Genomic DNA, 25,533 nt, shown 5'->3' on the forward strand with positions numbered 1-25,533 from the left:
ATTCGCCGCTTATGATTGCGAAATGTAATGGAACGGCCAGTTATTTTATTGTATAGCAAAATTGCCAGAATGCTGTTTATACAAAGAAAAGAAGCCCTGTTTATTATCTATATTTTTCTAAAATTATTATTTCTACTATTCCCACTTATGGATTGTTGGTATCTCCTGATTATGGTAAAAGCATGATGGTTGAAATTTAAAGATAAATAATATTGAACAATATTTTTAGGATTAGATACAAAAAATGAGTAACCTTCTAATAATGATACTTGCAAAACAAAAAAAGCCGTTACAACTTGCGTTATAACGGCTTTTACCGATGGTGGTGATGGACGGAATCGAACCGCCGACACAAGGATTTTCAGTCCTTTGCTCTACCGACTGAGCTACATCACCATCGTTTTTTGTTTTGTTCCCGTCGTTCGGGAGTGCAAAGATGTGCGATGTGTTTTTTAAATGCAAACGTTTTTGCTGAAAAAAAATCAAAAAAATGAGTCTTTTTTTGTATCTTGTTGTTTTTCAAGGCGTTTTAGGGCGAAAAATTTTTAAAAATTTTTCGCCCTAAAACGCTTCTAGTCGTTATTGGCCTACAAAATCGCGGTAGGTGCTACATTCTTCGATGATTTCTTTGGTGTAGGCAGAGTTGGCATAATTGCGACGAAGCAAGTCAAAGTACTTGCCTAAGCGTTTCTTTTGCTCTTCGTTCATACGCTTTTTAAATGCGGCTTGGGTGGCTTCGTCGTAACCGAGGTCGCGGCCTTCGTTGGCCTTAAAGACATAGAACGTGCTTTCTTCGCAAAGAGATGCACCAAAGGCCGCTTTGGCGGCTAATTCGGGGTCTTTGGTCAATTGCAATGCCTTTTCAAAATACGTTTTTGCTTTGGCAGCGGTGTAATAGTCAACGCCTGTTAAATCGCGGGGAGGGTAGGTGTATTCGTATTCGCTGCTGCTGCGTTGGCGGTTGAGCAATAACCAGCTGTTGCCAAAATACCCCATGTTGTAGGCTCCACAGGCCAACAAATAGGCGGCTTGCGCATCACCTGCTTTCATTTGGGTTTCTAACTGAACCATACGAGCCGCAAATGCTGCTGGAGTCAAGGTTTGCGACGGACTTTGGCCATTATCGGGCTTGATATAAAACGGATTTTCCGTAAGGTAATCGCTAAAGGGAGATTCCGTCCACGTTTTGGGTGACACATTTTTCCATACTTCGGCGGCTTGGGCGTACTGGTGTTCTCCCAAAAGGCGGCGACCTAAGACAACGTTCAAGTAGTCAGCATTTACCCCCGATAGTCCCACGAGGCGTTTGCCAAAGTCATCCAATTGGGGCTGTTGTGCGTACGAAATGGCTTCGCGTAGGGTTGCTACCGAAGTGCTATCCTCGACAGCGTATCGGTCTAGGTTGGTGGCAAAAGCGGGAGCGTAGCCGTCGGCATTGGCTGGGCGTGACTGCCAACTGGCAGCGGCTTCCAATAAAAAGGCTTTGGCCAAATGAGTGGCAGAGACGTCGCCCGATGATTTGCTGCTACAGCTCGACCACCATCCGCCTGATTTTTTTTCTTCGGTAGGTTGCCCTCGGTACATTTTTGCCAACAAGCCACAGGCACGCGTATAGGCATTAACGATGCGGAAATTCACCGATTTATTGAGTTTTTCCAACATCCCAATCACTTTGCCTTCAAACTCGGACGTAATTCCCTCCTGCTGAGCAATCAACAACAATACTTCCTGAATGTCCATTTGTTGTTTGAGGTAGTCGTTGGGGGCGGGAGCGGCTTTGGCTTGCGCAAGGTATTCCTCTGATTTTTTGTAGTCTTTGTTGACGTAGGCAACGTAAGAGGCAGAAGTGTACCAAAAGGAAGGATTGCTCAAGGCTTTGTTGGTGGCATTGTCGGCGCAAAAATCTCCCAATTGTTCAAAGTACGACTTGCTTTCTCCGCGGCGTTTTTCGTAGGCAAGGGTATCTTCTACGTAAGGCATTTCGCCGTTGGCATAGTACTCGTTTTTGTTGATTTCACGGGCTGTGATAAGCTCAATAAGGGCGTTTTTAGGATTTAACTCCGTGACTTTTTTGAGCATAGGCAATCCATCCTCCAAAGGCTGAATGGCGCTCAGGGCGTAAACAGCGGCTTTTTCGTCGTTGTTTTGGCAATAGTCTAAGGCTTTTTCTTGAAAACGAACCCCCTTGATACGCAAACTCAAATCGGCTTCACGGCGGCGTGACGGGCAGCGGTCAAACAATTGGGCAAATTCGTACAGCGCTTTGGCAGTATCGCCCAATGCCATGGTCGCACCTGCTTTTCTTGAAAAAGCCCAATCACTGATAAAGGTTTTGGTTTTCAGTGGTTTAATAAGCTCATCGTAGAGCTTGACGCAGTTGTCAGGCTGCTCTAAAATCATGGCCAATTTCACGGCTTGATACCCGTAACGCTCTTTTAAAAACGGGTCGGTCGTACTGCGGGCAAGCTGTTGACTTTTAGCAAATGCTTCCACTAATACCAGCGAATCTTTGCTTCCTTCTTCCCACGAATAAACGGACGGCTGGTACGATTTTTCAATCGACTTGGCCAATTGGAGATAAGTAACGGCCGCTTTGTTGCCCTTCAACATGAGGCGGTTGGGCAGCGTATTATTGGCGCTTTCGGTATAAAAATAGTTGTAGGCGATGGTTTCGTCCACCCCTGCGTATTTCGCCCAGGCTTGGGAGTTGATGTCTTTTTCAGGACGAAGGGTATCGCTGTAATCGTCCAAATACAGAAATTGTTGGGTAAAGTGGTAGCGCCCGTCGCCCGCTTGGGCAGTGGCGGTTTCGGGTAAAAAATAGCTCGTAAATTCGTTCAAATCAGCAGGGCCTCCTGCACACGCAAGGAGTATCAATACGGCAATGGTTCTAGCGGAACGCTTGAATAATTTGTTGGAGAGAATCTCTTTCATAATGGGAGAGGTTGGTCGAATCTAAGTGGTAAAACGCAAAGGTAAGCTTAGTATTTTGTATTTCTTGAGCTAAAGTTTTGGCACTTATTGAAAGGTTGTTGACGGTACTTTCTTCCACCCGAAAACGGTCGCCACGCCGTACCGAAATCCCCCATAAGTGGGTATTAGTAAGGGCAATGTATTGGTTGGTTTCGGGGGCTTTTTTGAATAATGAATTGTTTTGAAAGTCTTTGTGAGACAGGTGGTTAATTATTTTTAATGGTCGCCCATTTCGGTAAAAAATAGCCCAACGGAATAAAGGTAAAACAACGTCGAGTGGCAATGGATAATCCGAGATGTAATCGGCATACCTGCTGGCGGTAGTAAGGTCGAGAATGGAGTTTTCGGTGCGGAGGCTTTTCCAATCACCCATGTTGTAATACATCAACATTCCACGGGCTACGGGAGGCACACCCGTGGTTCGGTAAAATTTGATTTGGTGTAAACGAATAGTGGCCGAAAGGGTTATTTGAGTAGGCAAATGTTTGTTGAGCTGAGTTAAAAGTTGAAAATACGAACGCCGCGTTGAAAGTGACCAATCACAGTCAATTTGCACTTCCGTAACTGGTTGATTTGGAGCAATCGTGGCCGACAATGTCTTAATCTTCTCAGTAATCTTTTTTGCCAACTCTTCTACCCCTCCCCACGAAAGCTTTTCGAGGGTGCGGTTGGTGATAAAAACGGTAGGCACAAACGCAACGGGCGGATTTTCCTTGAAATAAACCACGGCTTTGGGAACCGCTTGCTTGCTGACGGGATCCCAGTCCACGTCAAAAAATCGAATATAAAGCTTATTGATGCCGTTTTGGGCAAGGGCTTTTTTCTCATACCCCGAAAGCGAAAATTCAGACTTCCAGTAATAAAATGCGTTCGTTAGTTGTCGCGGAGGGGTGGATTTTGCAGGAGCAAAATAACGTAGATACGCAGATTTTTTTTCGCCCAAGTACTGTGAAACCACATCAAATTCGCCCCAATGATACCTACTGAGATAATGAATAGAGTAAGGGGTGAAATCGAGGATGGTTTTGTCGGTAGTGGCAATGTACGGTCGGGGGGTTAGCCACAGTGCATGGTGTTTGAAAGGTAAAAACGCACTAAAAATGGCGACCAACCCAAGGCCCACCCGAAGGTATTTATCTTGGAAAAATGAGGCACGAAGCGAGCGAGCTAACCCCCAACAAAGCACCAATGTAGCAGGCAATCCCGCGCGACGAGGTAGGTCGTTGTAATGGCCATATTTAAAGAGGGTTAGTACAAAAAGTACAATGAGCGAAAGGCAAAGTAGCTGAAATTCGGCGGGAGAAAATGCCCCTTTTGTCTTCAAAAAAAGGATTAAAATTGCCCAAACACCGACGACCAAGAAAATGAAAATTCCCCAAAGGACAAATTGGTGCGGTGTTGCTAACAAGTTCCACCACCAACCTCGCGCATCGTGCAAGGGAACGTGTCCTGAAAAAAACAGAAATGCAGGTATCGAAATAATTAAAACTAACAAAAATGTCCACAGATGACTGGAATCCCACAGGTTACTGCCTGCTGCCCGCCGACCGTTGTATTCCTGAAAAACCTGATACCCCAAAAACGGCAAAAGCCCCACCGCCACCAATGGCGACCAGTAGAGGGTGGTGGCCACTAGGGAGAGAAACAGGAAGCTAGATACCCCCTTCGTCGGTACGACAAAAGTTTTCTGAAATGAATAAAGAAACAACGCCGTAATAAGCCAAGCGGGGAGGGCGTGTTGGGGAGAGGCAGAAAACGAGTCGATGTGACTGATAAACATCAATCCACCAGGGGATTGAATGAGCTCGATGGTGTGGTCATTCGTCCAAATATCCCGCAAGGCAGCACCGAGTGGGAGGGGAGATTGGATGATTTCGTAAACTAATAATAGGCCGTTGGGGCTGCTGAAAAGTGCAAAAAACAACAAAAGTCGTTTGCCACCTAATTGATAAAGTAACCAAACGACCAGCCAAAGCCCTAACCACGTCCAGCCAAAAAGGTAATAAGGCATGGCCGCCATGCCACCTGCTAGTTTGGCCAAGGCTGAGGCAGGTAAATAATAGGCCAGGTAATAGCACAAATAACTACCGTCGGAATACTGTACGGGCCAAGAATACCGTACTAAGTTGTTGAGAACGAGGTTGTGTTTGTAGTAATCGAAATGCTGCGGGCGAAAACCTCCGACTCCCGCCAAGTACGTCCATGCGAAGGCGGCTATACCACAATAGAATAAAGCCAAAATGGACGTTTTGGTAGGTTTTTCTTTCCAAAAAGAAACAATAGTGGGGTAAAATGGACTCATTAGTCCCACTAACGCAACGGTACTTACCAACGCAACCCAAGGCGAAAACCATCCCCACCAAAACAGGAGCAGCGGAAACGTCAAATAAAGCAGAACAGCCAACGCAGTTTTCATAGGTGGCAAAGCTACAAAACTGCCTGTCAAAAATTATATTTTGAAAGCGGTAAACCTTCGAGAGGATGGCATTATTTTCGCAAAAAAATAACGACCCTATGCGACTTCCAGTGTATCTCGATTACAACGCCACTACGCCCGTGGATCCGCGGGTGTTGGAAACCATGTTGCCTTGGTTTACGGAGCAGTTTGGCAATGCGGCAAGTCGGACGCATTTGTACGGCTGGACGGCAGAAGAAGCAGTAGCTACGGCACGAAAACAACTAGCAAAGTTAGTACATGTTACGCCCAAAGAAGTGGTGTTTACGAGTGGAGCAACCGAAGCCAATAACTTAGCTATCAAGGGAGTTTTTGAAAAAAAGAGCCACGTAGGAAAACACATCATTACCGTCGCGACCGAGCACAAAGCGGTGCTTGATACCTGTCATCATTTGGAACAACTAGGGGCGGAAATTACCTATCTGGTACCTGCAGCCGATGGGCTAATTACTCCTCAACAAGTGGCTGAAGTCTTGCGTTCGGATACAATTTTAGTGTCGGTGATGTATGCTAATAACGAAATTGGGGTGATTCAACCCATTCGAGACATCGCGGAGGTAGCGCACCAAGCTGGGGCTTTGTTTCATACGGATGCCACGCAAGCGGTAGGAAAACTGCCGATTGATATGCCGTTGGAAGGAATTGACTTGCTCAGTTTGTCGGCGCATAAGTTATATGGCCCCAAGGGAATTGGTGCGTTAATAGTGCGTTCGGGCGTGGAAATAGCTTCGCAAATGGACGGTGGTGGGCACGAACGGGGGCGTCGTTCGGGTACGCTCAACGTGCCTGGGATTGTCGGGCTAGGGAAAGCCTGTGAAATTGCCCAAAAAGAAATGAAATCGGAAACGGCTCGATTGGCGGAGTTGCGCAATCACTTAGAAAGTGAAATTCTGTCAAAAGTGCCCGATACCTTTGTCAACGGAACAACTCCGCATCGACTGTCGCATTTGACCAATATCTGTTTTGAAAACGTGGACGGCGAAAATTTACTACTGAGCCTGCGCGATGTGGCCGTTTCTACGGGGTCGGCTTGCACTTCGGCGTCGGTATTGCCGTCTTATGTGCTAAAAATCCTTGGCTTGACCGACGACCAAGCGTATGCGTCTTTGCGGATGAGCTTGGGTCGTTTTACGACGGAGGAAGAAATAACGTTTGCCATCCATCACATCGTTGAAGTGGTGGAAAAAATGCGAGGGTAGCGAACGAACCTCCCGAAAGTTTAAAACTTTCGGGAGGTTCAAACTTTCGGGAGGGTTAGAAAAAGCTATTTATGCTCAATTAAATCCCACAAATTGCCGTACAAATCTTCAAAAACGGCCACTGTACCGTAGGGTTCCTCAACGGGTTGGCGCACAAATTTGACGCCATTATCGAGGTACAATTGGTAATCTCGCCAAAAATCGTCGGTATTCAAAAACAAGAAAACCCTACCTCCCGTCTGATTTCCAACGCGGCTTTGTTGCTCGTCATTGGCTGCTTTGGCCAGCAAAAGCGCACGCCCAGAAGTAGTACCTTTGGGCGCTATACGCACCCATCTTTTGGCTGGACTTAGTTGGGTGTCTTCGAGTAAATCAAAGTGTAATTTTTGGGTGTAAAATTCGATAGCCTCGTCGTAATCGGTTACTACCAAGGCTAGATGAGCAATGTGCTGTTTCATGGATTTGATGTTTTTCATTTGAACCTCCCGAAAGTTGAAAACTTTTGGGAGGTAAGCAAAAATTAAACAGTGGCTAACCGAAAAACAGTTTCCATTTGTTTCTGATTGATGCGCGACGGGATGAGTTTTAGCAGGGTATTTCGCACCCAAATTCCCCAATCGTTTTCGAGTTGAGAAAGTTTTCCTGTTTGCCAGCTGGTGTTCACTATCATTCGCGCTTTCTTTTGTCGGAGTCGTTGATAATCGGCAAACGTTTTTTCGAGTGGAAGCCCCTTATCCAGCAATTTTCCCAGCACGTACGCGTCTTCTACGGCTTGGCAGGCTCCTTGTCCCATGTTGGGCGTGGTGGCGTGGGCCGCATCGCCAACCAAACAAACACGCTCGGAATGCCACTGGGGAATCGGTTTTAAATCAATGATTTCGTTTTCAATGATTTGGGCGTGGGGCGTGTTGGCAATAATTGCTAAAATATCGGGATGAAATTCGCGAAAAATCTCTAGTAAATTTGCGTTGTTTGTCTTGAAAGACAGTGAGTTAACCAGCGCGTACCAATATACTTTTTTATCACTGATTTTAACAAATCCAAAACGCTTTCCTTTGCCCCATGCTTCTACGGGCGCGTGGTGATGCCGTTCGTGAAGTTCTATTTCACCCACTCCCCGCCAGCAAAACTGATGCGCATTTCGCAGCTCACTTTTTTCAAAAAGCTGATTCCGAACCACTGATTTGAGGCCGTCGGCTCCGATGAGAATGCGACTTTTTACGGAAGTGTTATCTTCGAAGTGGATTGTAAAGTCATCATTTTTTTCAATTTTAGCTACTCTTTTTGATAAGTGAATGTGCTTATAACCAACAGCGTCGGCAAGAATGCGCTGCAACTCACCGCGATGAATCGCGACGTTATGTACACCGTATTTAGCTTCAAAAGGGCGCAAGTCAATCACCGACAAGTCGGCGAGTTGCGGGTCGGTGATGCGCAGGCGAGAGATTTTGTTGCCTGCTTTTTCAATCGACGACTTTAGTCCCAACTGTTGGAATACTTGCATGGCGTTGTTGGCCATGATAATTCCTGCCCCTACGGGTTTGATGGCGGAAGCACTTTCGTAAATAGCGACGTCGATTCCGCGTTTTTGAAGGGTAAGGGCGGTGGTAAGTCCACCAATCCCTGCCCCAATGATGGCTGTGCTCATAAAATATGTGCTAAAGGTGTTGTAAATATGTTGTCAGACGACAGTAAGACAACACATAACTGAAAAATATATGGTCTGAATGGCGTCTTAGCCGAAAATATATGGTCTGAATGACGTCTTAGCCGAAAAGGTACGGTCTGACTGTCGTCTGACCGTGTGTTTAGGTCAGACGATAGTCAGACCGTGAGACAAAGGTAGATGGACGAAACCCTAAAAAACGTACACTAAAGGTAATTAATCGTAATCCGTTTACGAATTCGACTCAGGGACTGGGGCGTAATGCCTAAGTAACTGGCGATGTGTTTTTGAGGGAATTTTTGAAACACCAACGGATTATCGGTAAGCAATTGAAGATAGCGCCGTTCTGGCGAATAATAGAGTAAGTCCTCGACGCGTCGTTTGGCCGATAAATACACACGATCTGCCATGTGTTTTTCAAACTTTTGCCAAAACTCGTTTTTTTGATAGAGAGCCGCCAGGTCGTCTTTGTGAATCAGATAGACCAATGAATTTTTGGTCGCTTGAATGTTGAGCTTGGTAGGAGTTCCCAGCAGCACACTTTCATAATCAATAAAAGCGAGGTGTTCGAGGCGGTGGTTGAAGTGAAACAAAAAGCTAATGTCCTCGCCCTCTTCATTGATGTAAAATGTCCGCAGTGCCCCTGTGACCACCAAGCCAACGTGCGTACAAACCTCGCCTTCTCGCAACAAAAACTCTCCTCGACGTACTTTTTTGGGGAAAGCAATTGCCATCATTTCTTCAATGTGCGAAACACTAAGTCCAAACGCATCGGCAAGCTGGGCAGTAAGCGGAGTCATAAAGCGGAAGTAGAGAACCTCACAAGTTTACGCAGAAGTTGTCAGAACACGAAACGCTTCGTTTGAATCGTCAAAATGACTAAGCGTAAAATCTGCGAGTTCAAAAGATGTATGGAGTTGACCATTGGTAAATGCGACGACCGTCATACCTGCACTTTTGGCTGCTATCATCCCTGAGTGGGAGTCTTCCACAACAACACATTCGTGGGGCATAATGGCTAGTTTTTGGGAAGCAGATAAATAAACCGCAGGGTCAGGCTTTCCCTTTTCTTCAAACTCAGCCGACGAAATCGCATCAATCAACTCATAAACACCTACTTTTTGAAGAGCAGGAGGAATAATACGATAAGGCGAGTTGGTGGCAACGCCAATTTTTAGCCCCTGTGCTTTTAGGCGTTCCATAAAGCCTCTTATACCTAAAATAGTACAGTTGTTGGTCTCAATCAATTCAATGACCCGCGAAATGACTCGTTCTTCTACTTCTTTCAACGAAATAGTTTGCCAAGGATATTTTTCAAACCAAAACTCAGTAACTTCGGTGGTTGTCATAGTTTGGGTAATTGGAGTAAATTCTTCTGATACAACTACTCCCAACGAAGAAAAAACGTCAAACTCAGCTTGTTTCCACAAGGGTTCAGAGTCAATAATAACGCCGTCCATATCAAAAATAACGGCCTTTTTATGGGGCATAGCAGAAGGGTATGGTAATACTAAAACTTGATTTCTTGCTCGGTTCCCCTGATTCGAAGCCGTCCAGAGGAGACTTCTTTTTTTAGGGTGGACAAATCAAAGCAAAAATCTTTATAATCGAGCCTTTTGCAAGGGTTTTGTGTGGTAAAAACGATGCGCCCTTCTCGGTAAACTCCTTTAGAGTCTTCTTGCCGAGAAGGGTCAACGTACAAAGCAAAGGCGTGGTTGGGGTCGCAACCACCGCCGTACGCAAAAGAAACAGTGAGAATGTGGTCGGAAAGTTGGGTGGATTGTATCGTAAAAAGGTCGAGCCCCGTGGGTGCGTCGAGGTTGGAGGTAAGTTGTACGGGCGAACATACGCCGTTTCGCTCTGCTTTTACGTCCGAAGATGTTTCGCAGGCAAAGCAGCAAGTGAGCATCAAAGCGAATAAAAGCAAACTTGTTTTCATGGAGGCTGTGTTTTACTGTTTTTCAAAAAGGAACTCTCCCCTTCCCGAAGGGTTGAGCACCAATCGAGTTTGGCTGAGAGAGGTAAGGTCGATGAGTTGTCCGTTGGAAGAAGACATACACGTGGCACGAATGCGCACTTGGCTGCCTTCGATTTGGTAGCTCCCGCCGCCACATCCTAGAAAACTGTAGTCGATGGGGCGGGTGTTTCGGTAGTATTCGTTAAATTCATTTTTCTTGGAAAACGAAATAAATACTCCCTTGTCGTTGGGAACGGTGGTTTGGGTGCAGCCAGAGGTGCCTGTGGACTTACAATAGGAAATCAACTTCCAAGTTCCTGTCAGTTCTTTGTTAGTGCCCACATAATCACTGGATTGGCAAGCAATGAAAAGGCTAACAAAAATCAAGTAAACGAAGCGGCGCATAGAAAAAGAATGGGTTGTTTTTCTCTAGGACGCGGCAAGTTGGCAGAAGGTTGGAAAAGAGAAATTGTATTGACAGATTACAGCAAGGCAATGATTTTGTCGGCTTCGCGAATTCCGCTCAGATAAGCACCGTGGGCAGTAGAGAAGTAGTCGGCTTCGGTATGTTCTCCTGCAAAAAATAGCTTATTGTCAATTTCTTCGGAAAGGTCTTCAAAATGCCGCATTTCGGTGCCAACGGCGGTGTATGAATAGGCTCCAAAGGCGTTTTCGTTGGTACTCCATCGGGTACGGAGCAAACGCGTAGGAGCAGGAATCGATGTTCCGTACATATCTTTCAAATGCGCCATAATTTCGGTCGTCACTTGGGCGTCGGTCATGGTCTCGGTGGCTCGGCCGTAGTCGGCATAGGCAAAGGTCATGAGGGCATGGGCGGAGGGAATAAATTTGTTTAGATTCACAAAATAATTAAACTTATCACGCACTTCGGGCGTGTAAGAAATGTATTGAACGTCGTCCCAAAAAGTGGTATTCCACGTGAGCAAAAATTTGTTGACGCAATTCATTCCTATTTTTTGAATTGCTGTTTGTTTGGCGGCGGGTAAGTTGGGGGTAAAAAGAAGTTTGTTGTTTTTGAGCACGCCCAAAGGCACCGTTACAATCACAAAGTCAGCTTGAGTAACGGTATTGTTGTGGGTAATTTGAATGGCCGAAGTACGGTAATCAATGGCCGAAACGCGTTGATTTAAGCTAATAGATAGGTTCTTGGCTAAATAAGTAGCAAGGGTGTCGTAGCCATTGGTAGCGATTTTTTCTACACCTCCGTATTCTTCTCCTTCATTGTAGAGGGTCGATGATAGCTTATCCAAATCACCAGTATCGAACGTGACGTAGGTCGAAAGAAAAAACTTCCACAAGCGGTCGTTTTGCTTTTCGGGGTAAAGTCGATTGAAAACACTGGCAAAACTTTGGTCGTTGCTACCCCTTTTCATCATTGAACCGAGGATGTTATAAAACTCATCCTCGGCCGAGTCGTAGGTAGAAGTTTTTCGGAGAGCTCCTCCAATGTCGTACGATTTCATACTTTCATCAAGCGTCTGAAACGTCGTCATGCCTGCTTCTTGCGCCAACGCGGTGATGGGGTTGCCGTCGATGCCATGTATCCAACTTGCGCCTTCGTCAAACGGAATCCCTAACGAACGATTGGTGCGCACCCGTCCTCCCACTTTATCTTGTGCCTCCAAGACGCTCACCTTAAAACCTGCTTCTTGTAGCTTTTTGGCTGCTGCCAAACCTGCAATACCCGCGCCAATCACGACCACTGTTTTGTCGGCAGGATTGATCCCATTTTCTGCTTGGCAGGCAGTCGTCCAGTAAGAGGAAGCCAGGAGCGAAGCAGGAATACTTTTTAGAAAAATTCGCCTTTTCATCGTTTTTGTTTTAGGACGTAAAAATCTCCAAAAGGTACTGTTGTTGTACCATGCCCGACTATTTCGTGCCATCTGTGTACTTAAAATCGTCGATAACAGTACACGGATGGCACGGATTTAACGGATGAAGGGATAGATAAAACAAAATCTTCGGGTACAATAACGTGGAGTTGTAGCAAATGGAGATTAGTAAAGTAGGCTTGCCTTCTGATGTGAAATTTCTTTTTCCTCCTTAAAAATTCTAACAAAATAAGACGGTAAAGCCTCAACCATTGTATTAAATGAACACTCGTACGTAAATTCTTTGTTCTTGAATCGGTAATTGGGTTCACTGGCAGTTCCTTCTGAAAAAAACTCACCTTTTGGGATGATGATGTCGGGTTTAGAACTCATTTTGTTGGGCAATGTCCACGAAGCGTAACGGTACGTGTTATCTTTCATTTGATCAACCCTGATAAGAAATTTACTGGTTTTAAACACTAAAATGGGCTGACTGAATTCCTTCAAACTGCTATGAAGCGTAGTGCGAATTTCTTCAATCCGTGCCTGTCTTTTGCTTTCTTCGATTTTTGAAGAATAATTGACAGCCCGCAAAGACCCGTCATAATCTAGCCAGAGTTCTCCATTGGAAAACATAATCCCTCGCCACCCAACGGTTGCCCAGTCTTTTGAAAGGTTTGATTTCGAAATCATTTGAGTAAACGCAGCATCGAACACTTCATGGTAGCGTTTGATAAACTCGCTCTTGTTGCGAATCGGTGGAAGGGGATAGTTTCTATTGAACGGATACATCACTTTATCAGCCAGCTTTTCTTTTTGCTGTTTTTTTATGCAGTCAATAAAAAAACGGATATTCTCCTTGTTCGTCTCAGACAGTCCTTGGGCATACGCCGTACTGACGTAGCTAATAATGACAATCAAAAATGCTAAAATTCTCATCGACTTTATTTAGTGGTATGCAATCCAAAGTACACAGCAAACCTTTTACACTCTCAGTAACCCCCGAAACCCGCGAGCGGCGTAATACGATTCGGCGCCGTTGTGATACACAAAAACGTGATTGTAGCGGCGGTCGCAGAAAAGAGCCCCTCCAAGTTGGCGGATAGCGGCAGGCGTTTGAATCCAGCTGGAAGTTTTGGTATCAAACTTCCCAAGCTGCTGGAGATTTTTGTATTGCTCTTCCGTTAAAAGTTCAACCCCAATTTCTTCTGCAAATTCCAAGGCATTGTTGGTGGGTTTGTGCTCTTTGCGGGCGTCAAGGGCAGCACGGTCGTAACAAAAACTACGGCGACCTTTGGGGCTTTCGGCTGAGCAATCAACGAAAATATATTCGTCTGTTGCGGCGTCGTAACCTATTACATCGGGCTCACCTTCGGATTCTTCCATTTCGTTGAGCGACCACATTTTATTCGAATTTGCTTCGATTTTGGCTTGTACATTGGCCCAATCGATTCCTGCATGGCGGTTTTTATTTTTTTCAAAACGCGTTTTTAGAAGGTTGATTAGCTCTTCGCGGCGTTCTTGGGGTAATTGCTTGTTCATGTGTATGCTGTTTTTGATTTTTTTGAAAATGAATTAGTTGGCAAAAAATGCCTGTAATCGGTTGTGTGCGAGGTTAATACCCATAGCAAACGGCATTTGTAGCAACTGATTACGGTAGGCAATTGACTTAAACACGATGTGCATCGTCAGTTTGCTGGTTGTTTCGGTGAGTTTTTCAAATTCTAAAAACTCAAGCTGCACAGCGAAGGGCGTATTTTCCATTTCAAACGTTCGCGTAATTTTTTGGTTAGGGACAAACTCATGAATGACCCCGCTAAACCGATGCGCGTGACCCCGTGGGTCGGTGGTTTCAAATTGGTATCCGCCGTGGGCATGATTTTCAAGTTTGAGCACTTTCGTTCCCATCCACTGTTCGACGATTTCTGGCACGACGTAGGCTTTGAAAAGAAGTTCAATGGGCAAATCAAACTCTCTCGTAATCAAGAGTTCTTGCTTTCCATCTTCGGCATGGACGTTGGTTTTGGGCTGCACCATGGGTTATTGATTGGCTTGATAGGTTTTCATGATGGCTTCTAACTTGTTAAATCGGTCGTCCCAAAACTGACGGAAAGGCTCAATGAAGTCGGCAATTTCCCTCATCTTCTGTGGGTTGAGGTGGTAATAAATTTCTCGACCGTTTTGGTGTTGAGACAGCAACTCACATTCGGTAAGAATCTGTAAATGTTTGGAAACGGTAGGGCGTGCCGTGTCAAAATTGGCCGCAATGGCTCCCGCAGTCATGGCCTGTGAAGCAACCAACATCAGAATTGCTCTGCGAGTGGGGTCGGCAATGGCCTGAAAAACATCTCTTCGTAGATTCATTGTGTAGTTATTTAGCTACAAATATACGTGTAGTTATTTAGCTACGCAAATTTTCTTTCAGCCTTTCCAAGTTTAAGTAATGGGAAGAGTTAAAACTTGGAAAGGCTCGTTCATCAACTTTCCAAGTTTGGGAGTTATTCCTCCCCACGGCCTCGTTTGAGGTCGCGTTCTTTGATGGAGTCGCGCTTATCGTAGAGCTTTTTCCCTTTGGCTAGGGCAATTTCCATTTTACAAAGGCCATTTTCATTGATAAAAAGGCGCGTCGGAATAATCGTCAAGCCTTGGTCTTTGAGTTTTGCAGCCAGTTTTTTAAGCTCTCTTTTTTGTAACAACAATTTACGGTCACGTACGGGATTGTGGTTGGCATACGTCCCTTTTTCGTACGGAGAAATGTGCAAGTGGTGCACATAAAGTTCATTGTCCAAAAAAATACAATACGCGTCCGTGAGGTTGGCTTTTCCGTCGCGGATGGATTTAATTTCGGTGCCAGTCAAGACAATCCCAGCGGTATGGGTTTCGAGAAAAAAAAACTCGAACGACGCGCGGCGATTGCTAATATCTATGGTTCTGCTCATTTTCTAAGGCTAAAATCTTTTCAATAATTTCGAACGAAAAGGCTGCGAAGTTAACAATTTCCTTTTGTTAAACCTTGCTGAAGGCCAGTTCGTCGCTAATTCCAAGCAAAAGTGCGATTCCTTCTCTACCTTTGGTACAAATTCAATTTCATCCATTCTAAATTCCCTTGTATATGAAAAAACTCTTCCTTCTGTTTGGGGTGATGCTCAGTACGGTGGCCTTGGCTCAACCGAAGCCCAAACCTGCCATGGGTTGGAAAGACGTCCTCAACTGGAAAGCCATTCCTTCTTTTGGTGGCACCCAACTTTCGCCCGACGGCCAATGGTATGCTTATGTATTGGCAACCTATGAAAGTGATGCCGAACTGATTATTCAGAAAACGTCCGATACTACCAAATACGTATATCCGATTGGTACACCGTCGTTTCCGCAAATTAGCTTTTCTGACAACAGCAAGTGGGTAGCTTTTAAGGTATTTGCCAAAAACAAAGACAAAAAAGCGGCTGCTAAACCTGGTGGAAAACCCATTCCTGACAAAGTATTTTTGGTAGAATTGGCGTCGAACAAAAAAACGGAATTTGACCGCGTAAAAAGCTTTGCCTTCAACGGCGAAAAAGCTTCGCACTTGGCGCTTTTGCTTACTGCAAGTGGCGGTGCAGGCCCTTCGGCTGGCGGTGGTGATGCTGCCAAAGGCACCGATTTATTGTTGCACGACCTTGGCAGCAGCAAAACCCAAAACGTAGGGAACGTGGCTGAAATGGGCTTTGACAAATCGGGAAACTGGTTAGCGATGACCATTGATGCCAACGAAAAAGCAGGAAACGGAGTCCAATTGCGGAACATGACTACGGGCGTGACGCTGACGATGGACAATGACAAGGCGCGTTATCAGTCGCTGAACTGGACTGAAAAAGGTGATGGCTTGGCTTTGCTCAAAAGCGTTAAAGACGAGAAATACAAAAACGAACGAGTGGGCGTGTTGGGGATTAAAAACTTTGGAACGATGCCCGAACTTGTTACGTACGACCCCAAAAGCGATAGCCTTGGTTTTCCCAAAGGGATGACCGTAAGCCCTAACCGTACGCCTTATTGGTCGGAGGATTTGGGACGGTTATTTTTTGGCGTTCATAAGTTAGAGTTGGCCAAAAAAGAAGAGAAAAAGCCCGCTGCGGCCCCCAAAGACACGACAAAGAAGCTGTCTGACGCGGAGAAGTTAGCCAAAATCAAGGCGGATACTACGGTCAAAACGTTGGAAGATTTGCAAAAAGCCCTCGCCAAAGTGAAGACTGACTCGACCAAAGCAGTAGCGAGTGCCGATAAAAAAGACGACACTGAAAAGCCCGAAGTGACGATTTGGAACTGGCAAGACAAGCGTTTGCAGTCGAGACAACAGATTCAGGAGACGCAAGATAAAAACCAAAACTACGTGTCGATGTACGACGTGGCGGCTAAGAAATTTGTACAACTGGCCGACAGCAGCGTAAAATCCATTTCTATCGCTCCCAAACAGTTGTACGGTATTGGCACCGACAACAGTGAGTATGAACTAGAAAGTAGCCTCGACGGCCGCAATTACGTGGATGTTTACGTAACGGAACTCAAAACGGGCAAACGCGAAAAAGTAAGAACGAAGCATTATTTGCCTAACTTTTGGTCAGGTGCGCAGCCTTCTCCCGATGGTACTAAGTTTATTTACTGGGAAGGAACTAACTATTGGGTCTATGACATGACGACCAAAAACAGCCGTAATTTGACCGAAAAAGTACCGACGTCGTTTGTCGATGTGGATGATGATCACAACCAACAAACCCCACCGCAAGGAGCCGTCGGCTGGAGCAGCGATAGCAAATCGGTGTTGTTGTCGGACGGATGGGATATTTGGCAAGTCCCTACTGACGAAAAAGATACCAAAGGCAAAGCGTTGGTGGCGGTTAATTTGACCCAAAACGGTAAAAAAGACAAGATTCGCTACGACCAACGCTATCAACTCGACCCCGAAGAAAAAGGAATTGATTTGAAAAAACCGTTGTATTTGCATACCTATGGCGAGTGGACGAAAAAAAGTGGAGTAGCGCGTTTGGACATCGGAAAGACCATCACTGTGAAGCCTTTGTTGTGGCAAGATGCGGCCGTTGGTAGTTTGTCCAAAGCCAAAAAGGCGGAGACGTTTGTGTTTGCCAAAGAAACATTTACCCAGCCACGTCAGTATTTTGTGACAACGAGTGCAGAGCTTGGCGGCGAGAAGCAATTGACCAAAAATGCGCCATTGCTTGAGAAATTTGCGTGGTCGGCAGGAACCCGCTTGGTCGATTACGTAAGCGACAAAGGCGATACGTTGCAAGGAGCATTGTTTTTGCCAGCGGGCTATGAACAAGGTAAGAAATACCCAACGGTGGTGTATTACTACGAAAAACTATCGCAGACGCTCCATAATTTCGCTAATCCTGCTTATTCGGGTACAGGCTGGAATCCTTCGATTTATACCTCAAATGGTTATGCCGTATTTATTCCAGACATTGTGTATAAACTCAACGACCCAGGGATGTCGGCGGTTTGGTGCGTATTGCCAGCCGTAAAAGCAGCGCTTAAAACGGGCGTCATTGACGAAGCCAAAATAGGTATTCACGGTCACTCGTGGGGCGGCTACCAAACCAGCTTTTTGATTACGCAAACCAATATGTTTAAGGCCGCCGCCGCTGGAGCACCGTTGACGGACATGATTTCGATGTACAATTTGATTTATAAAAACTCAGGGACAAGCAACGGACAAATTTTTGAAGGTTCGCAGGGACGTTTGGTAGCGCCGTGGGAAAACTGGGACGCTTACAACCGTAACTCTCCGATTTACCACGTCAAAAAGGTACAAACCCCGCTTCTGCTGTTGCACAACGATGCCGACGGAGCCGTTGATTTTACCCAAGGAGTGGAATATTACACGGCGTTACGTCGCTTGAAGAAACCCGTTGTGATGGTGCAATACAAAGGTGAAAACCACGGATTGGCCAAACAACCGAACCGCAAAGACTACTCAGTGCGGATGATGGAGTTTTTTGATCATTTCTTAAAGGGAAAACCTGCCCCAGAATGGTGGTCGAAAGGTGTGCCGCGCTTAGAAATGGAGCAGCACATCGAAGGACGTATTTTTGAAAACTAGTAGGTGGAGGAGGTTATGAGTAACCTCCTCCACTTTAATGTGCGGGGAGGTTACTCATAACCTCCCCGTTTCTCATTTACCCTTCTCGAAATCGGACGTAGAGGTGCTCGTCAATGAAGGTATTTTCTTTATAAATAGACTTCTTCAGAATGGCTTCCAAGTGATAGCCTGCTTTTTCCAACACCTTCATAGAGGCAGGATTATGGGCCATCACCCCTGCATAAAGGCGCTGCAAATTGAAGGTACGAAAGGCATAGTCTGTGACTTCTAGTACAGCTTCAGTAATGATTCCTTTTCCCCAAAAAGGCTCTCCAAGCCAGTAGCCAATTTCGGCATTTTTACAGAAAATATCTTTTTGTAAAACAATTCCCACACAACCTACTGCTTCTCCATCGACCTCAATGGCAAACACCGTGGGTATTTTTTCGGATGTGCACAGGTGTATCCAATGAAAGGCATCATCACTTGTATAAGGATGCGGGAAAGCGTCGCGCACGTTGCGCCAAATCTGGTAATTGTTGGCATAGCGAACTAGCGAACGCTCATCTCCTTTCTGCCAGCGGCGTAAATGGTAGGAAGGTTTCATAATTAATCAGAAAACTCAATTTCTTTCAATAACGAAGAAAGTTCTTGAGAGGTTATATTTTCTTTCTCTGATTTGTCGTAAATAGTAAGCAAAAAAAGCTGATTGTCAATCATTTTTACACATGTAATCAGCCTTGCACCTCCACTTTTGCCTTGTTTTTTTGAGGCAATAGCAACTCTAATTTTGTAGCAATTATGGCCAAGCGGTGTTCCCAATTTTGGGTTGTTTCGGAGAAGTTCAAAGAGGGCGGCAATGTCGGTACCAAGTGAACTGTACTTTTTAGCCAATTTTTTAAAATCACGGTTGAATGTTCTACTAACGATGATTTTCATAGATAACCTTCTTGTTTAAGCTCCGCCAAGAAATCTTCTGCTGTCTGAAGCTCAATTTTCCCCTGACGATATAGCTTTACTTCTTCCACTGCTTCTTTAATATTCGTTATTATTTCATCTTTAGTAAAGATGGGTGCCTCTAGTTCTTGTTTCTCTTCCAGCAAATCGAGTGCTTTTTGGTACTTCTCCCATTCTTTAATTGGAATAATGACGGCTTTTTTACGCCCCCTCTTATCAGTTATGTATTGAAGAGATGTCATAAGTTTCTTTTTTTACAAATCTACAAAACAATAAACTCATTTGCTATTGCCTAACATTCATCTGCCTATATCGCCATTAATCCTAAAAATGACAGACGGCGTGTGTTTTTTTCTATTTTCGCACAAACCTTAAAACCTAAAATCCATTTTTTCTCATGCAGCTAACCATTACCAACCTTTCCAAAACGTATTCCAATGGAGTACAGGCGCTTAAAGATGTAACACTTACCATTCCGCAGGGGATGTTTGGGCTTTTGGGTCCCAACGGTGCGGGTAAAAGCTCCTTGATGCGTACCATTGCTACCCTTCAAGAGGCCGATAGCGGTAGTATTTCGCTCGATGACTTGGACGTGCTACGCCAAAAAGAAGACGTACGTAAAATTTTAGGATACTTGCCGCAAGAATTTGGCGTATATCCGCGCGTAAGTGCAGAAACCATGCTCGACCACATCGCCGACCTGAAAGGGATTTCGAACCGTGGCGAGCGTAAGGATATTGTAACGGCGCTTCTGCAAAAAGTAAACCTCTACGAAGCCCGTAAGAAAAACTTGGGGACGTACTCGGGAGGGATGAAACAGCGCTTTGGCATCGCACAGGCGCTTATTGGCAATCCCAAACTTATCATTGTCGATGAACCAACGGCGGGCCTCGACCCTGCCGAACGTAACCGCTTTCACAACTTACTGTCTGAAATTGGAGAAAACACGATTGTGATTCTTTCAACCCACATCGTGGAAGATGTAACCAACCTTTGTTCGCACATGGCCATCATTTGTTTGGGCGAAGTTGTAGCCAAAGGGAATCCGAATGAATTGGTCAAAAGCCTTGAAGGTAAGGTGTTTAAGAAAAGTATTGAAAAACACGAGCTGAACGACTATCGCGAAAATTACCAAGTGATTTCGACTTCGCTGAAGATGGGTAAAACCCAAATCAGGGTCATCGCCGACGAGTCACTCGAAGGCTTTGAAGCGGCTACGCCTGATTTAGAAGATGTGTATTTCTCCGAAATCACAGTTCGACAAGGGCTGGCGGTGTAGTCTTTTGGGTCATTTTTAATTAAAGAGCGAAGTCAAACACAGCTAAATTTATGTTTTCAACCATACTTTCTTTTGAATTAAAATACCGCTTTAAGCGACCCGCAACTTGGGGCTATTGGGCGGTGATGTTTCTATTTTCGTTGGTGCTGGCACTGTTTGGTTCGGTGAGTATCAGCGGAGGCTCGTCCGAAAAAGTATTCATCAACGGCCCTGCGATTGCGGGGGTTTTCATTGCGGTGATGAGCGTATTCGGCATCATGCTTGCGACGGCGGTGATGGGCGTGCCCGTCTATCGTGATATTGAGCACAAAACCCAAAATTATTATTTCAGCTACCCCATTTCCGAAAAAGGCTACTTGATGGGTCGTTTCGTTGGGTCATTTCTGACACTGTTATTTATTGGTTCAGGAATGATTGTGGGGCATTTGTTTGGCTGTTTTATCGGAAAAACCTTTGACGTTGGCGATAATGTCGAACGCATTGGCCCTTACAATTTACTCAACTACCTGTGGCCTTATTTGGTCGTAGGCGTTCCCAATTTGTTTTTTGCGGGAAGCCTCTTTTTTAGCTTGGTGGCCTTGACAAAACGCGTGTTTGTTACCTATGCGGGTGGGGTGGTTTTGTTGGTGACTTACTTGGTCGCCTCTTCGTTGATGACTGATTTGGACAACAAGTCGCTGGCCGCTATTCTGGACCCTTTTGCGTTGGGAGCGCTCGACGATTTGACACGTTATTGGACAGTTACGGAACAAAATACCCGCTTCTTTCCTCTGGAGGGTAATTTCTTATGGAACCGTTTGTTGTGGATAGGTGTAGGGCTTGCTCCACTTTTGTTTTTGTTGTTTCGCTTTGATTTCCAACGCTTCATTGCCCCAAAATCTCAAAAAATCTCCAAAAAGAAGACCGAAAAAGCGGCTGCTCCACGCTCATTGGCTGATTTGCCCGTGGCCGAAAAAGCCTACACCACGGGTCGTTATTTGAGACAAATGCTCAGTATGGCCAAAGTGGAGTTTCGGAACATTGTTCGAGACCCCTTCTTTATTGCTATTTTGTTGGCGGCGGCGTTGTTCTTGTTTTTAGACAATCAGTACGCAGGGATGATGTACGGAACCGATTCATTGCCAACTACTTATTTGATGTTAGAGTCGAAAGACAGTACATTCTATTTTGTGGTGATTATCCTGATTATTTTCATTACGGGCGAAGTCGTGCACCGCGACCGAACGGTCAATTTTCACCTTATTGGCGATGCGTTGCCTTTGCCCAACTGGTTGGTGTATGGCTCCAAGTTTTTGGCCATGATTGGGGTGATGCTGTTCATTCCTGTCGTGGGGATTTTGTGCGGCGTTATCTGGCAGACCATCAAAGGATACTTCGATTACAACTTTGCGCTGTACCTGCAAGGCTACGTAGTGCCTATTTTGCAGTGGACGTTCTTGACCATGATTACGTTTTTGATTCATACGTTGGTCAACAACAAAATGACGGGGCACGTGGTCAACATTGCTTTTTGGGCGGTGCTGTACGGCACGCGGGCTTTTTCTGAATACAAATACATGTTGCTGTATTTCAACGCCGTTCCTACTTCGACGTATTCAGACATGAACGGGTTTGGGTTCACCGAAAATACGATGTGGTATTTGTTGTGCTGGGGCGGATTGGCGGCAGTCTTTTTGGTGATTGGCAACCTGTTTTGGTCGCGCGGTACCGAAACCAATTTCAAAAATCGTTGGCGTTTGGCCATGCAGCGTTTTACGCCTGCTACAGGGGCGTTGCTGTCGGTGTTTACCCTTGTTTGGTTAGGTTCAGCGGGCTTTATTTATTACAACCAAAGTGTATTGAACAAGTACCGTACCGCCGAAGAGGGCCGCAAACGAAGCGCGGAGTACGAAGAAAAATACCGCAAATATTACCTCAAAGCACAGCCCAAAGTGACATCGGTAAAGGTAGAGGTAGATTTGTTTCCTAAAAAACGAATGATAGATGCTCGAGGTCGATTTGTGATAAAAAATAAGCATAACCGCCCGTTGGATTCGCTGATTTTGAACGTGGGAGGCGGTTTCCCGCATTACCGAATGAGTCTAAAAATCGACGGAGTAGAGCCTAAGAAATTGTTGAACGATACGATTCAACGGTTTTATATTTATCAATTGCCTAAAAAGCTGATGCCCAACGACTCGGCGGTGCTTGAAATCGCGTCGCATGGTGAGTTTAGAGGCTTTCGCAATGGGGGAGAAGAGCAGTTTACGATTACGGACAATGGTACTTTTGTGAACCAAGGCGATTTGTTCCCGAGCATTGGATACAGTCAGCAAGCCGAACTTTCGTCGGAGCGGTATCGGAAAAAATACAAATTACCGATTCGGGAATTTGACATGCCCAAACGCACCGATTCCACGGGGTTACAGAATTTCTTGTTTACCCAAGAAGGCGACTGGATAACGTTTGAAGGTACGGTCAGTACCGAACCCGACCAAATTGCGATTATGCCTGGGTATCTACAAAAAGAATGGACGCAAAATGGTCGTAAGTACTTTCATTACCAACAAAACGAGTTCATGGATTTGTTCTTCAACGTCGCGTCGGCGCGTTATGCTGTCCACCGCGAAACCGTTAAAAACTCTGATGGACAGGATATTAAAGTGGAGATTTTTCATCATCCTACGCACAACCAAAACATTACCCACTTTATGAACGGACTGAAAGACGCCTTGCGGTACTGCTCGTCCAATTTCCGTCCGTACCAGTTCCGACAGATGCGTATTTTGGAATTTCCTCGTTATCAGACGTTTGCGCAGTCGTTTCCCAATACCATTATGTATTCGGAAAACTTCGGATTTTTGGCCGATTTCTCAGACCCCAACAAAACCGATTATGCGTATTACGTAACGGCCCACGAGGTAGCGCACCAGTGGTGGGGACACCAAGTGATGCCGAGTTTCACGCGGGGAGCCAACAACATCGCTGAGGCATTGGCCGAGTACAGTTCGCACATGGTGCTACACCACACTTACGGCCGCGACGTGATGCAAGAGCGCCTCAAATACGCCCTCGACCAGTATTTACGCGGTCGTGGAACGGAAAACAAAGGCGAACAGCCGCTGATGGACAACGAAAACGGGGCGTACATTTGGTACGGAAAAGGCACGTTGACGTTTTATGCCCTGCAAGACATGGTGGGCGAGCAGCGCCTCAACACGTGGCTGAAAGACTACGCCGAACGGACGGCCTTCCGCCAGAAAGCGCCTTTTACGACGACCGACGAATGGTACAACAGTATTTACACCCAAACGCCTGATTCGCTCAAGTATTTTGTGGAGGATTGTATCAAGAAAATCACCTTGTACGAAAACAAAGTAACGGGCGTAGAAGCGACGCCGCTGAAAGGCGACCAGTACAAAATAAAGCTGACCGTAGAAACCAAAAAGCTGTATTTTGACAAAACGGGCAAGGAAATTGCGCAGGGAAAAACCCCGAATTATATCGACATCGGGGTGTTTACGGAGGAGTCTAAAAACAAGCTAGGCATGAAGCAAAAAGTGCCGCTTTACCTCCAAAAACACAAACTCAGCCCAGGCAAGCACACGATTGAGTTGGTAGTAAAAGGTAAGCCCCTCAAAGGCGGCATCGACCCCTACAACAAACTCATCGACCGCATTTCGGATGATAATGTGATGAAAGTGGAAATGCTGTAGGAAATTCCTCACCTTCTCGAAAGCTTTAAAGCTTTCGAGAAGGTAGTGTGTATTCTTTTGAGGTAAGTTAAGAAAATGATAGTGAAGTATGAGCAGATTTCAAGTTGCTTGTACTTTACTATTTTCAGCCGATTTTTTCCATTAAATAGGTTTCAGAAGGCCAAAAATAGCTGTACTTTTGCCCAACGCACAATTATACACAATGGATTACCGTTTAGAAAACTTATCAGAGGACGACTTTGAAGAACTGGTTAATGTACTATGCCAAAAAGTGCTTGGTACAGCTACAGTTGCATTTACAAAAGGTCGAGATGGTGGTCGAGATGGGCGTTTTACAGGAAAGGCAAATAACTATCCCTCATTATCAGAGCCTTGGAGTGGTAAGTTTATCATTCAAGCAAAGCACACCAATGATTACCAAGCGAGTTGCTCTGACAATCCTTTTTTCGGTAATAAAACCAGCATAATCAATGGTGAAATTGCGAATATTAAAGCACTTATAGAAAACGGAGAGGTAGACAACTACCTAATTTTCACTAATCGGAAAGAGACCGAGAGCAGGGAAAAAGCCGTACAGTATATCCAAGCCGAAACAGGTCTTAAAAATGTTGATATCAAAGGGAAAGATACCATTCATACTTGGTTAAGACAGTATGATGATGTAGCAAAGACTTTTAAAATTGGGTTGTATGCGTTACCTTTAGTCATTACGGAGTTTGATATTAAAGATACCATTTTGGCTTTTTCAAATTCTATTAATGCAATTCGTAGAATAGCAATATTGACAGATGAAAATGCTATAATAAATATATCTAAAGTAAGGAAAAATGAGATAAATAATTTGTCAACTGAATATTATGAAAATCAAATTCGACGAAAATCTCAACAATATTTTGAAGATATTGACGAATTTTTGTCAAATTTTAATAATCAAGAGTATGCCAAAATATATTATAATTTTGCAGAAGAAATGAGTAATAAGATTGAAATTAAAAGAAGTACTTTTGGTAAGTTTGAAGAGATTTTTATGTATTTGTATGATACTATTTTCGATGCAAATCAAATAGAATTAAAACAAGACCGTAGGCTTATCTGGATATTTTTACATCATTTGTACTTTAATTGCCATATAGGAAGAACATTATGATAACTGCTCATAAATATCTTAATTTAGATTTATCAATAATCAATCTAAGTGCTTTTGTGATTGATAAGCTGAGAAAAAATAGTCTTTTATATGATGAGTTGTTAAGTTTAGTTGTAGCAACATACGGTAAAGAAGCAAAAGACATATTTCCTTATGTTTTAAACTTTCTGTTTTTGTTAAATAAAATAAGTTATCTGCCTGAAATAGACTTGTTTCAACTAAATAAATTGTACCATGAAAATTATAATGATTCTATTGTCACACGCAGATCTGAACTTGCTCGTAAGTAAGATATTTTAG

General features: G+C 44.7%; 23 protein-coding genes and 1 tRNA gene. 6 read left to right on the forward strand and 18 right to left on the reverse strand.

What is annotated here, in order from left to right; translation table 11 throughout:
- Window positions 1-320: 320 nt before the first annotated feature.
- The 3 genes from FHS57_RS02935 to FHS57_RS02945 all read right to left on the reverse strand — a co-directional run bounded on the left by FHS57_RS02935 (window position 321) and on the right by FHS57_RS02945 (window position 5,389).
- A tRNA-Phe gene (locus tag FHS57_RS02935) sits at window positions 321-396 on the reverse strand.
- Window positions 397-579: 183 nt separating this feature from the next.
- On the reverse strand, window positions 580-2,934 hold the full coding sequence (locus FHS57_RS02940) for a hypothetical protein (protein WP_183971347.1): 2,355 nt from the start codon (window positions 2,932-2,934) through the stop codon (window positions 580-582).
- Window positions 2,891-5,389 (reverse strand): LTA synthase family protein, encoded by a 2,499-nt coding sequence (locus FHS57_RS02945; protein WP_183971349.1) that lies wholly within the window; start codon window positions 5,387-5,389, stop codon window positions 2,891-2,893. Before FHS57_RS02945 ends, FHS57_RS02940 begins: the two co-directional genes overlap by 44 nt.
- 98 nt (window positions 5,390-5,487) lie before the next feature.
- Between FHS57_RS02945 and FHS57_RS02950 the strand changes: the two genes are divergently transcribed.
- A complete protein-coding gene (locus tag FHS57_RS02950; RefSeq protein ID WP_183971351.1) occupies window positions 5,488-6,627 on the forward strand; it encodes a cysteine desulfurase family protein in 1,140 nt (379 codons plus the stop codon).
- 65 nt (window positions 6,628-6,692) lie between these two features.
- On the opposite strand, the gene FHS57_RS02955 is transcribed toward FHS57_RS02950, so the two are convergent.
- From FHS57_RS02955 to smpB, 12 genes are all read right to left on the reverse strand, one after another.
- Window positions 6,693-7,085, reverse strand: a complete 393-nt coding sequence (locus FHS57_RS02955) for a VOC family protein (RefSeq protein ID WP_183971353.1) — start codon at window positions 7,083-7,085, stop codon at window positions 6,693-6,695.
- 62 nt (window positions 7,086-7,147) lie between these two features.
- Window positions 7,148-8,275: an FAD-dependent monooxygenase gene (locus FHS57_RS02960; protein WP_183971355.1), complete on the reverse strand. Its 1,128-nt coding sequence runs from the start codon at window positions 8,273-8,275 to the stop codon at window positions 7,148-7,150.
- A 224-nt stretch (window positions 8,276-8,499) separates the two neighbouring features.
- On the reverse strand, window positions 8,500-9,093 hold the full coding sequence (locus FHS57_RS02965) for a Crp/Fnr family transcriptional regulator (protein WP_221225531.1): 594 nt from the start codon (window positions 9,091-9,093) through the stop codon (window positions 8,500-8,502).
- Window positions 9,094-9,120: 27 nt separating this feature from the next.
- Window positions 9,121-9,783 carry a hexitol phosphatase HxpB gene (gene hxpB, locus FHS57_RS02970; protein WP_183971357.1) on the reverse strand — a complete coding sequence of 221 codons (663 nt, stop codon included), beginning with the start codon at window positions 9,781-9,783 and terminating at the stop codon, window positions 9,121-9,123.
- 20 nt (window positions 9,784-9,803) lie between these two features.
- Complete coding sequence (locus FHS57_RS02975) at window positions 9,804-10,232, reverse strand: hypothetical protein (protein WP_183971358.1); 429 nt, start codon at window positions 10,230-10,232, stop codon at window positions 9,804-9,806.
- Window positions 10,233-10,244: 12 nt separating this feature from the next.
- Entirely contained in the window at window positions 10,245-10,655 is a 411-nt protein-coding gene (locus tag FHS57_RS02980) for a lipocalin-like domain-containing protein (protein WP_183971360.1), read from the reverse strand.
- Between the two features lie 77 nt (window positions 10,656-10,732).
- Window positions 10,733-12,082, reverse strand: a complete 1,350-nt coding sequence (locus tag FHS57_RS02985; protein WP_183971362.1) for a flavin monoamine oxidase family protein — start codon at window positions 12,080-12,082, stop codon at window positions 10,733-10,735.
- Window positions 12,083-12,268: 186 nt separating this feature from the next.
- Window positions 12,269-13,021, reverse strand: coding sequence for a hypothetical protein (locus tag FHS57_RS02990; protein ID WP_183971364.1), 753 nt, complete (start codon window positions 13,019-13,021; stop codon window positions 12,269-12,271).
- Between the two features lie 45 nt (window positions 13,022-13,066).
- Window positions 13,067-13,624 carry a DUF4256 domain-containing protein gene (locus tag FHS57_RS02995; protein ID WP_183971366.1) on the reverse strand — a complete coding sequence of 186 codons (558 nt, stop codon included), beginning with the start codon at window positions 13,622-13,624 and terminating at the stop codon, window positions 13,067-13,069.
- Window positions 13,625-13,657: 33 nt separating this feature from the next.
- On the reverse strand, window positions 13,658-14,119 hold the full coding sequence (locus tag FHS57_RS03000) for an SRPBCC family protein (RefSeq protein ID WP_221225532.1): 462 nt from the start codon (window positions 14,117-14,119) through the stop codon (window positions 13,658-13,660).
- Between the two features lie 3 nt (window positions 14,120-14,122).
- On the reverse strand, window positions 14,123-14,446 hold the full coding sequence (locus FHS57_RS03005) for an ArsR/SmtB family transcription factor (RefSeq protein ID WP_122929238.1): 324 nt from the start codon (window positions 14,444-14,446) through the stop codon (window positions 14,123-14,125).
- A gap of 134 nt (window positions 14,447-14,580) precedes the next feature.
- The gene (gene smpB, locus FHS57_RS03010; protein WP_183971368.1) at window positions 14,581-15,021 is read right to left on the reverse strand and encodes an SsrA-binding protein SmpB; all 441 of its coding nucleotides are present in this window, start codon (window positions 15,019-15,021) and stop codon (window positions 14,581-14,583) included.
- Between the two features lie 173 nt (window positions 15,022-15,194).
- Between smpB and FHS57_RS03015 the strand changes: the two genes are divergently transcribed.
- Window positions 15,195-18,176: an alpha/beta hydrolase family protein gene (locus FHS57_RS03015; RefSeq protein WP_183971370.1), complete on the forward strand. Its 2,982-nt coding sequence runs from the start codon at window positions 15,195-15,197 to the stop codon at window positions 18,174-18,176.
- A 76-nt stretch (window positions 18,177-18,252) separates the two neighbouring features.
- On the opposite strand, the gene FHS57_RS03020 is transcribed toward FHS57_RS03015, so the two are convergent.
- From FHS57_RS03020 to FHS57_RS03030, 3 genes are read right to left on the reverse strand one after another with little or no spacing between them, the layout of a single operon-like run.
- Window positions 18,253-18,762 carry a GNAT family N-acetyltransferase gene (locus FHS57_RS03020; protein WP_183971372.1) on the reverse strand — a complete coding sequence of 170 codons (510 nt, stop codon included), beginning with the start codon at window positions 18,760-18,762 and terminating at the stop codon, window positions 18,253-18,255.
- 2 nt (window positions 18,763-18,764) lie between these two features.
- Window positions 18,765-19,094, reverse strand: a complete 330-nt coding sequence (locus tag FHS57_RS03025; RefSeq protein ID WP_183971374.1) for a type II toxin-antitoxin system RelE/ParE family toxin — start codon at window positions 19,092-19,094, stop codon at window positions 18,765-18,767.
- Window positions 19,091-19,354, reverse strand: a complete 264-nt coding sequence (locus tag FHS57_RS03030) for a hypothetical protein (RefSeq protein ID WP_183971376.1) — start codon at window positions 19,352-19,354, stop codon at window positions 19,091-19,093. Before FHS57_RS03030 ends, FHS57_RS03025 begins: the two co-directional genes overlap by 4 nt.
- Window positions 19,355-19,509: 155 nt before the next feature.
- Between FHS57_RS03030 and FHS57_RS03035 the strand changes: the two genes are divergently transcribed.
- The 4 genes from FHS57_RS03035 to FHS57_RS03050 all read left to right on the forward strand — a co-directional run bounded on the left by FHS57_RS03035 (window position 19,510) and on the right by FHS57_RS03050 (window position 25,523).
- Entirely contained in the window at window positions 19,510-20,391 is an 882-nt protein-coding gene (locus FHS57_RS03035; RefSeq protein ID WP_183971378.1) for an ABC transporter ATP-binding protein, read from the forward strand.
- A gap of 50 nt (window positions 20,392-20,441) precedes the next feature.
- Window positions 20,442-24,086, forward strand: a complete 3,645-nt coding sequence (locus tag FHS57_RS03040) for an ABC transporter permease/M1 family aminopeptidase (RefSeq protein WP_183971379.1) — start codon at window positions 20,442-20,444, stop codon at window positions 24,084-24,086.
- Between the two features lie 202 nt (window positions 24,087-24,288).
- Window positions 24,289-25,233, forward strand: a complete 945-nt coding sequence (locus tag FHS57_RS03045) for an ABC-three component system protein (RefSeq protein WP_183971380.1) — start codon at window positions 24,289-24,291, stop codon at window positions 25,231-25,233.
- Window positions 25,230-25,523, forward strand: coding sequence for an ABC-three component system middle component 8 (locus FHS57_RS03050; protein ID WP_183971381.1), 294 nt, complete (start codon window positions 25,230-25,232; stop codon window positions 25,521-25,523). Before FHS57_RS03045 ends, FHS57_RS03050 begins: the two co-directional genes overlap by 4 nt.
- Window positions 25,524-25,533: the final 10 nt, after the last annotated feature.

It is taken from the genome of Runella defluvii (assembly GCF_014195535.1).
GTDB classification, from domain to species: domain Bacteria; phylum Bacteroidota; class Bacteroidia; order Cytophagales; family Spirosomataceae; genus Runella; species Runella defluvii.

What these genes read in the sequence shown, in the direction of transcription:
- hxpB (WP_183971357.1), bottom strand. Translation starts at nt 9,783, where the DNA reads ATGCCCCATAAAAAGGCCGTTATTTTTGATATGGACGGCGTTATTATT.
- FHS57_RS03045 (WP_183971380.1), top strand. Translation starts at nt 24,289, where the DNA reads ATGGATTACCGTTTAGAAAACTTATCAGAGGACGACTTTGAAGAACTG.
- FHS57_RS02980 (WP_183971360.1), bottom strand. Translation starts at nt 10,655, where the DNA reads ATGCGCCGCTTCGTTTACTTGATTTTTGTTAGCCTTTTCATTGCTTGC.
- FHS57_RS03005 (WP_122929238.1), bottom strand. Translation starts at nt 14,446, where the DNA reads ATGAATCTACGAAGAGATGTTTTTCAGGCCATTGCCGACCCCACTCGC.
- FHS57_RS02960 (WP_183971355.1), bottom strand. Translation starts at nt 8,275, where the DNA reads ATGAGCACAGCCATCATTGGGGCAGGGATTGGTGGACTTACCACCGCC.
- smpB (WP_183971368.1), bottom strand. Translation starts at nt 15,021, where the DNA reads ATGAGCAGAACCATAGATATTAGCAATCGCCGCGCGTCGTTCGAGTTT.
- FHS57_RS02975 (WP_183971358.1), bottom strand. Translation starts at nt 10,232, where the DNA reads ATGAAAACAAGTTTGCTTTTATTCGCTTTGATGCTCACTTGCTGCTTT.
- FHS57_RS03015 (WP_183971370.1), top strand. Translation starts at nt 15,195, where the DNA reads ATGAAAAAACTCTTCCTTCTGTTTGGGGTGATGCTCAGTACGGTGGCC.
- FHS57_RS02950 (WP_183971351.1), top strand. Translation starts at nt 5,488, where the DNA reads ATGCGACTTCCAGTGTATCTCGATTACAACGCCACTACGCCCGTGGAT.
- FHS57_RS03050 (WP_183971381.1), top strand. Translation starts at nt 25,230, where the DNA reads ATGATAACTGCTCATAAATATCTTAATTTAGATTTATCAATAATCAAT.
- FHS57_RS02990 (WP_183971364.1), bottom strand. Translation starts at nt 13,021, where the DNA reads ATGAGAATTTTAGCATTTTTGATTGTCATTATTAGCTACGTCAGTACG.
- FHS57_RS02985 (WP_183971362.1), bottom strand. Translation starts at nt 12,082, where the DNA reads ATGAAAAGGCGAATTTTTCTAAAAAGTATTCCTGCTTCGCTCCTGGCT.
- FHS57_RS02995 (WP_183971366.1), bottom strand. Translation starts at nt 13,624, where the DNA reads ATGAACAAGCAATTACCCCAAGAACGCCGCGAAGAGCTAATCAACCTT.
- FHS57_RS02965 (WP_221225531.1), bottom strand. Translation starts at nt 9,093, where the DNA reads ATGACTCCGCTTACTGCCCAGCTTGCCGATGCGTTTGGACTTAGTGTT.
- FHS57_RS02945 (WP_183971349.1), bottom strand. Translation starts at nt 5,389, where the DNA reads ATGAAAACTGCGTTGGCTGTTCTGCTTTATTTGACGTTTCCGCTGCTC.
- FHS57_RS02940 (WP_183971347.1), bottom strand. Translation starts at nt 2,934, where the DNA reads ATGAAAGAGATTCTCTCCAACAAATTATTCAAGCGTTCCGCTAGAACC.
- FHS57_RS03020 (WP_183971372.1), bottom strand. Translation starts at nt 18,762, where the DNA reads ATGAAACCTTCCTACCATTTACGCCGCTGGCAGAAAGGAGATGAGCGT.
- FHS57_RS03000 (WP_221225532.1), bottom strand. Translation starts at nt 14,119, where the DNA reads ATGGTGCAGCCCAAAACCAACGTCCATGCCGAAGATGGAAAGCAAGAA.
- FHS57_RS02955 (WP_183971353.1), bottom strand. Translation starts at nt 7,085, where the DNA reads ATGAAACAGCACATTGCTCATCTAGCCTTGGTAGTAACCGATTACGAC.
- FHS57_RS03040 (WP_183971379.1), top strand. Translation starts at nt 20,442, where the DNA reads ATGTTTTCAACCATACTTTCTTTTGAATTAAAATACCGCTTTAAGCGA.
- FHS57_RS03035 (WP_183971378.1), top strand. Translation starts at nt 19,510, where the DNA reads ATGCAGCTAACCATTACCAACCTTTCCAAAACGTATTCCAATGGAGTA.
- FHS57_RS03025 (WP_183971374.1), bottom strand. Translation starts at nt 19,094, where the DNA reads ATGAAAATCATCGTTAGTAGAACATTCAACCGTGATTTTAAAAAATTG.
- FHS57_RS03030 (WP_183971376.1), bottom strand. Translation starts at nt 19,354, where the DNA reads ATGACATCTCTTCAATACATAACTGATAAGAGGGGGCGTAAAAAAGCC.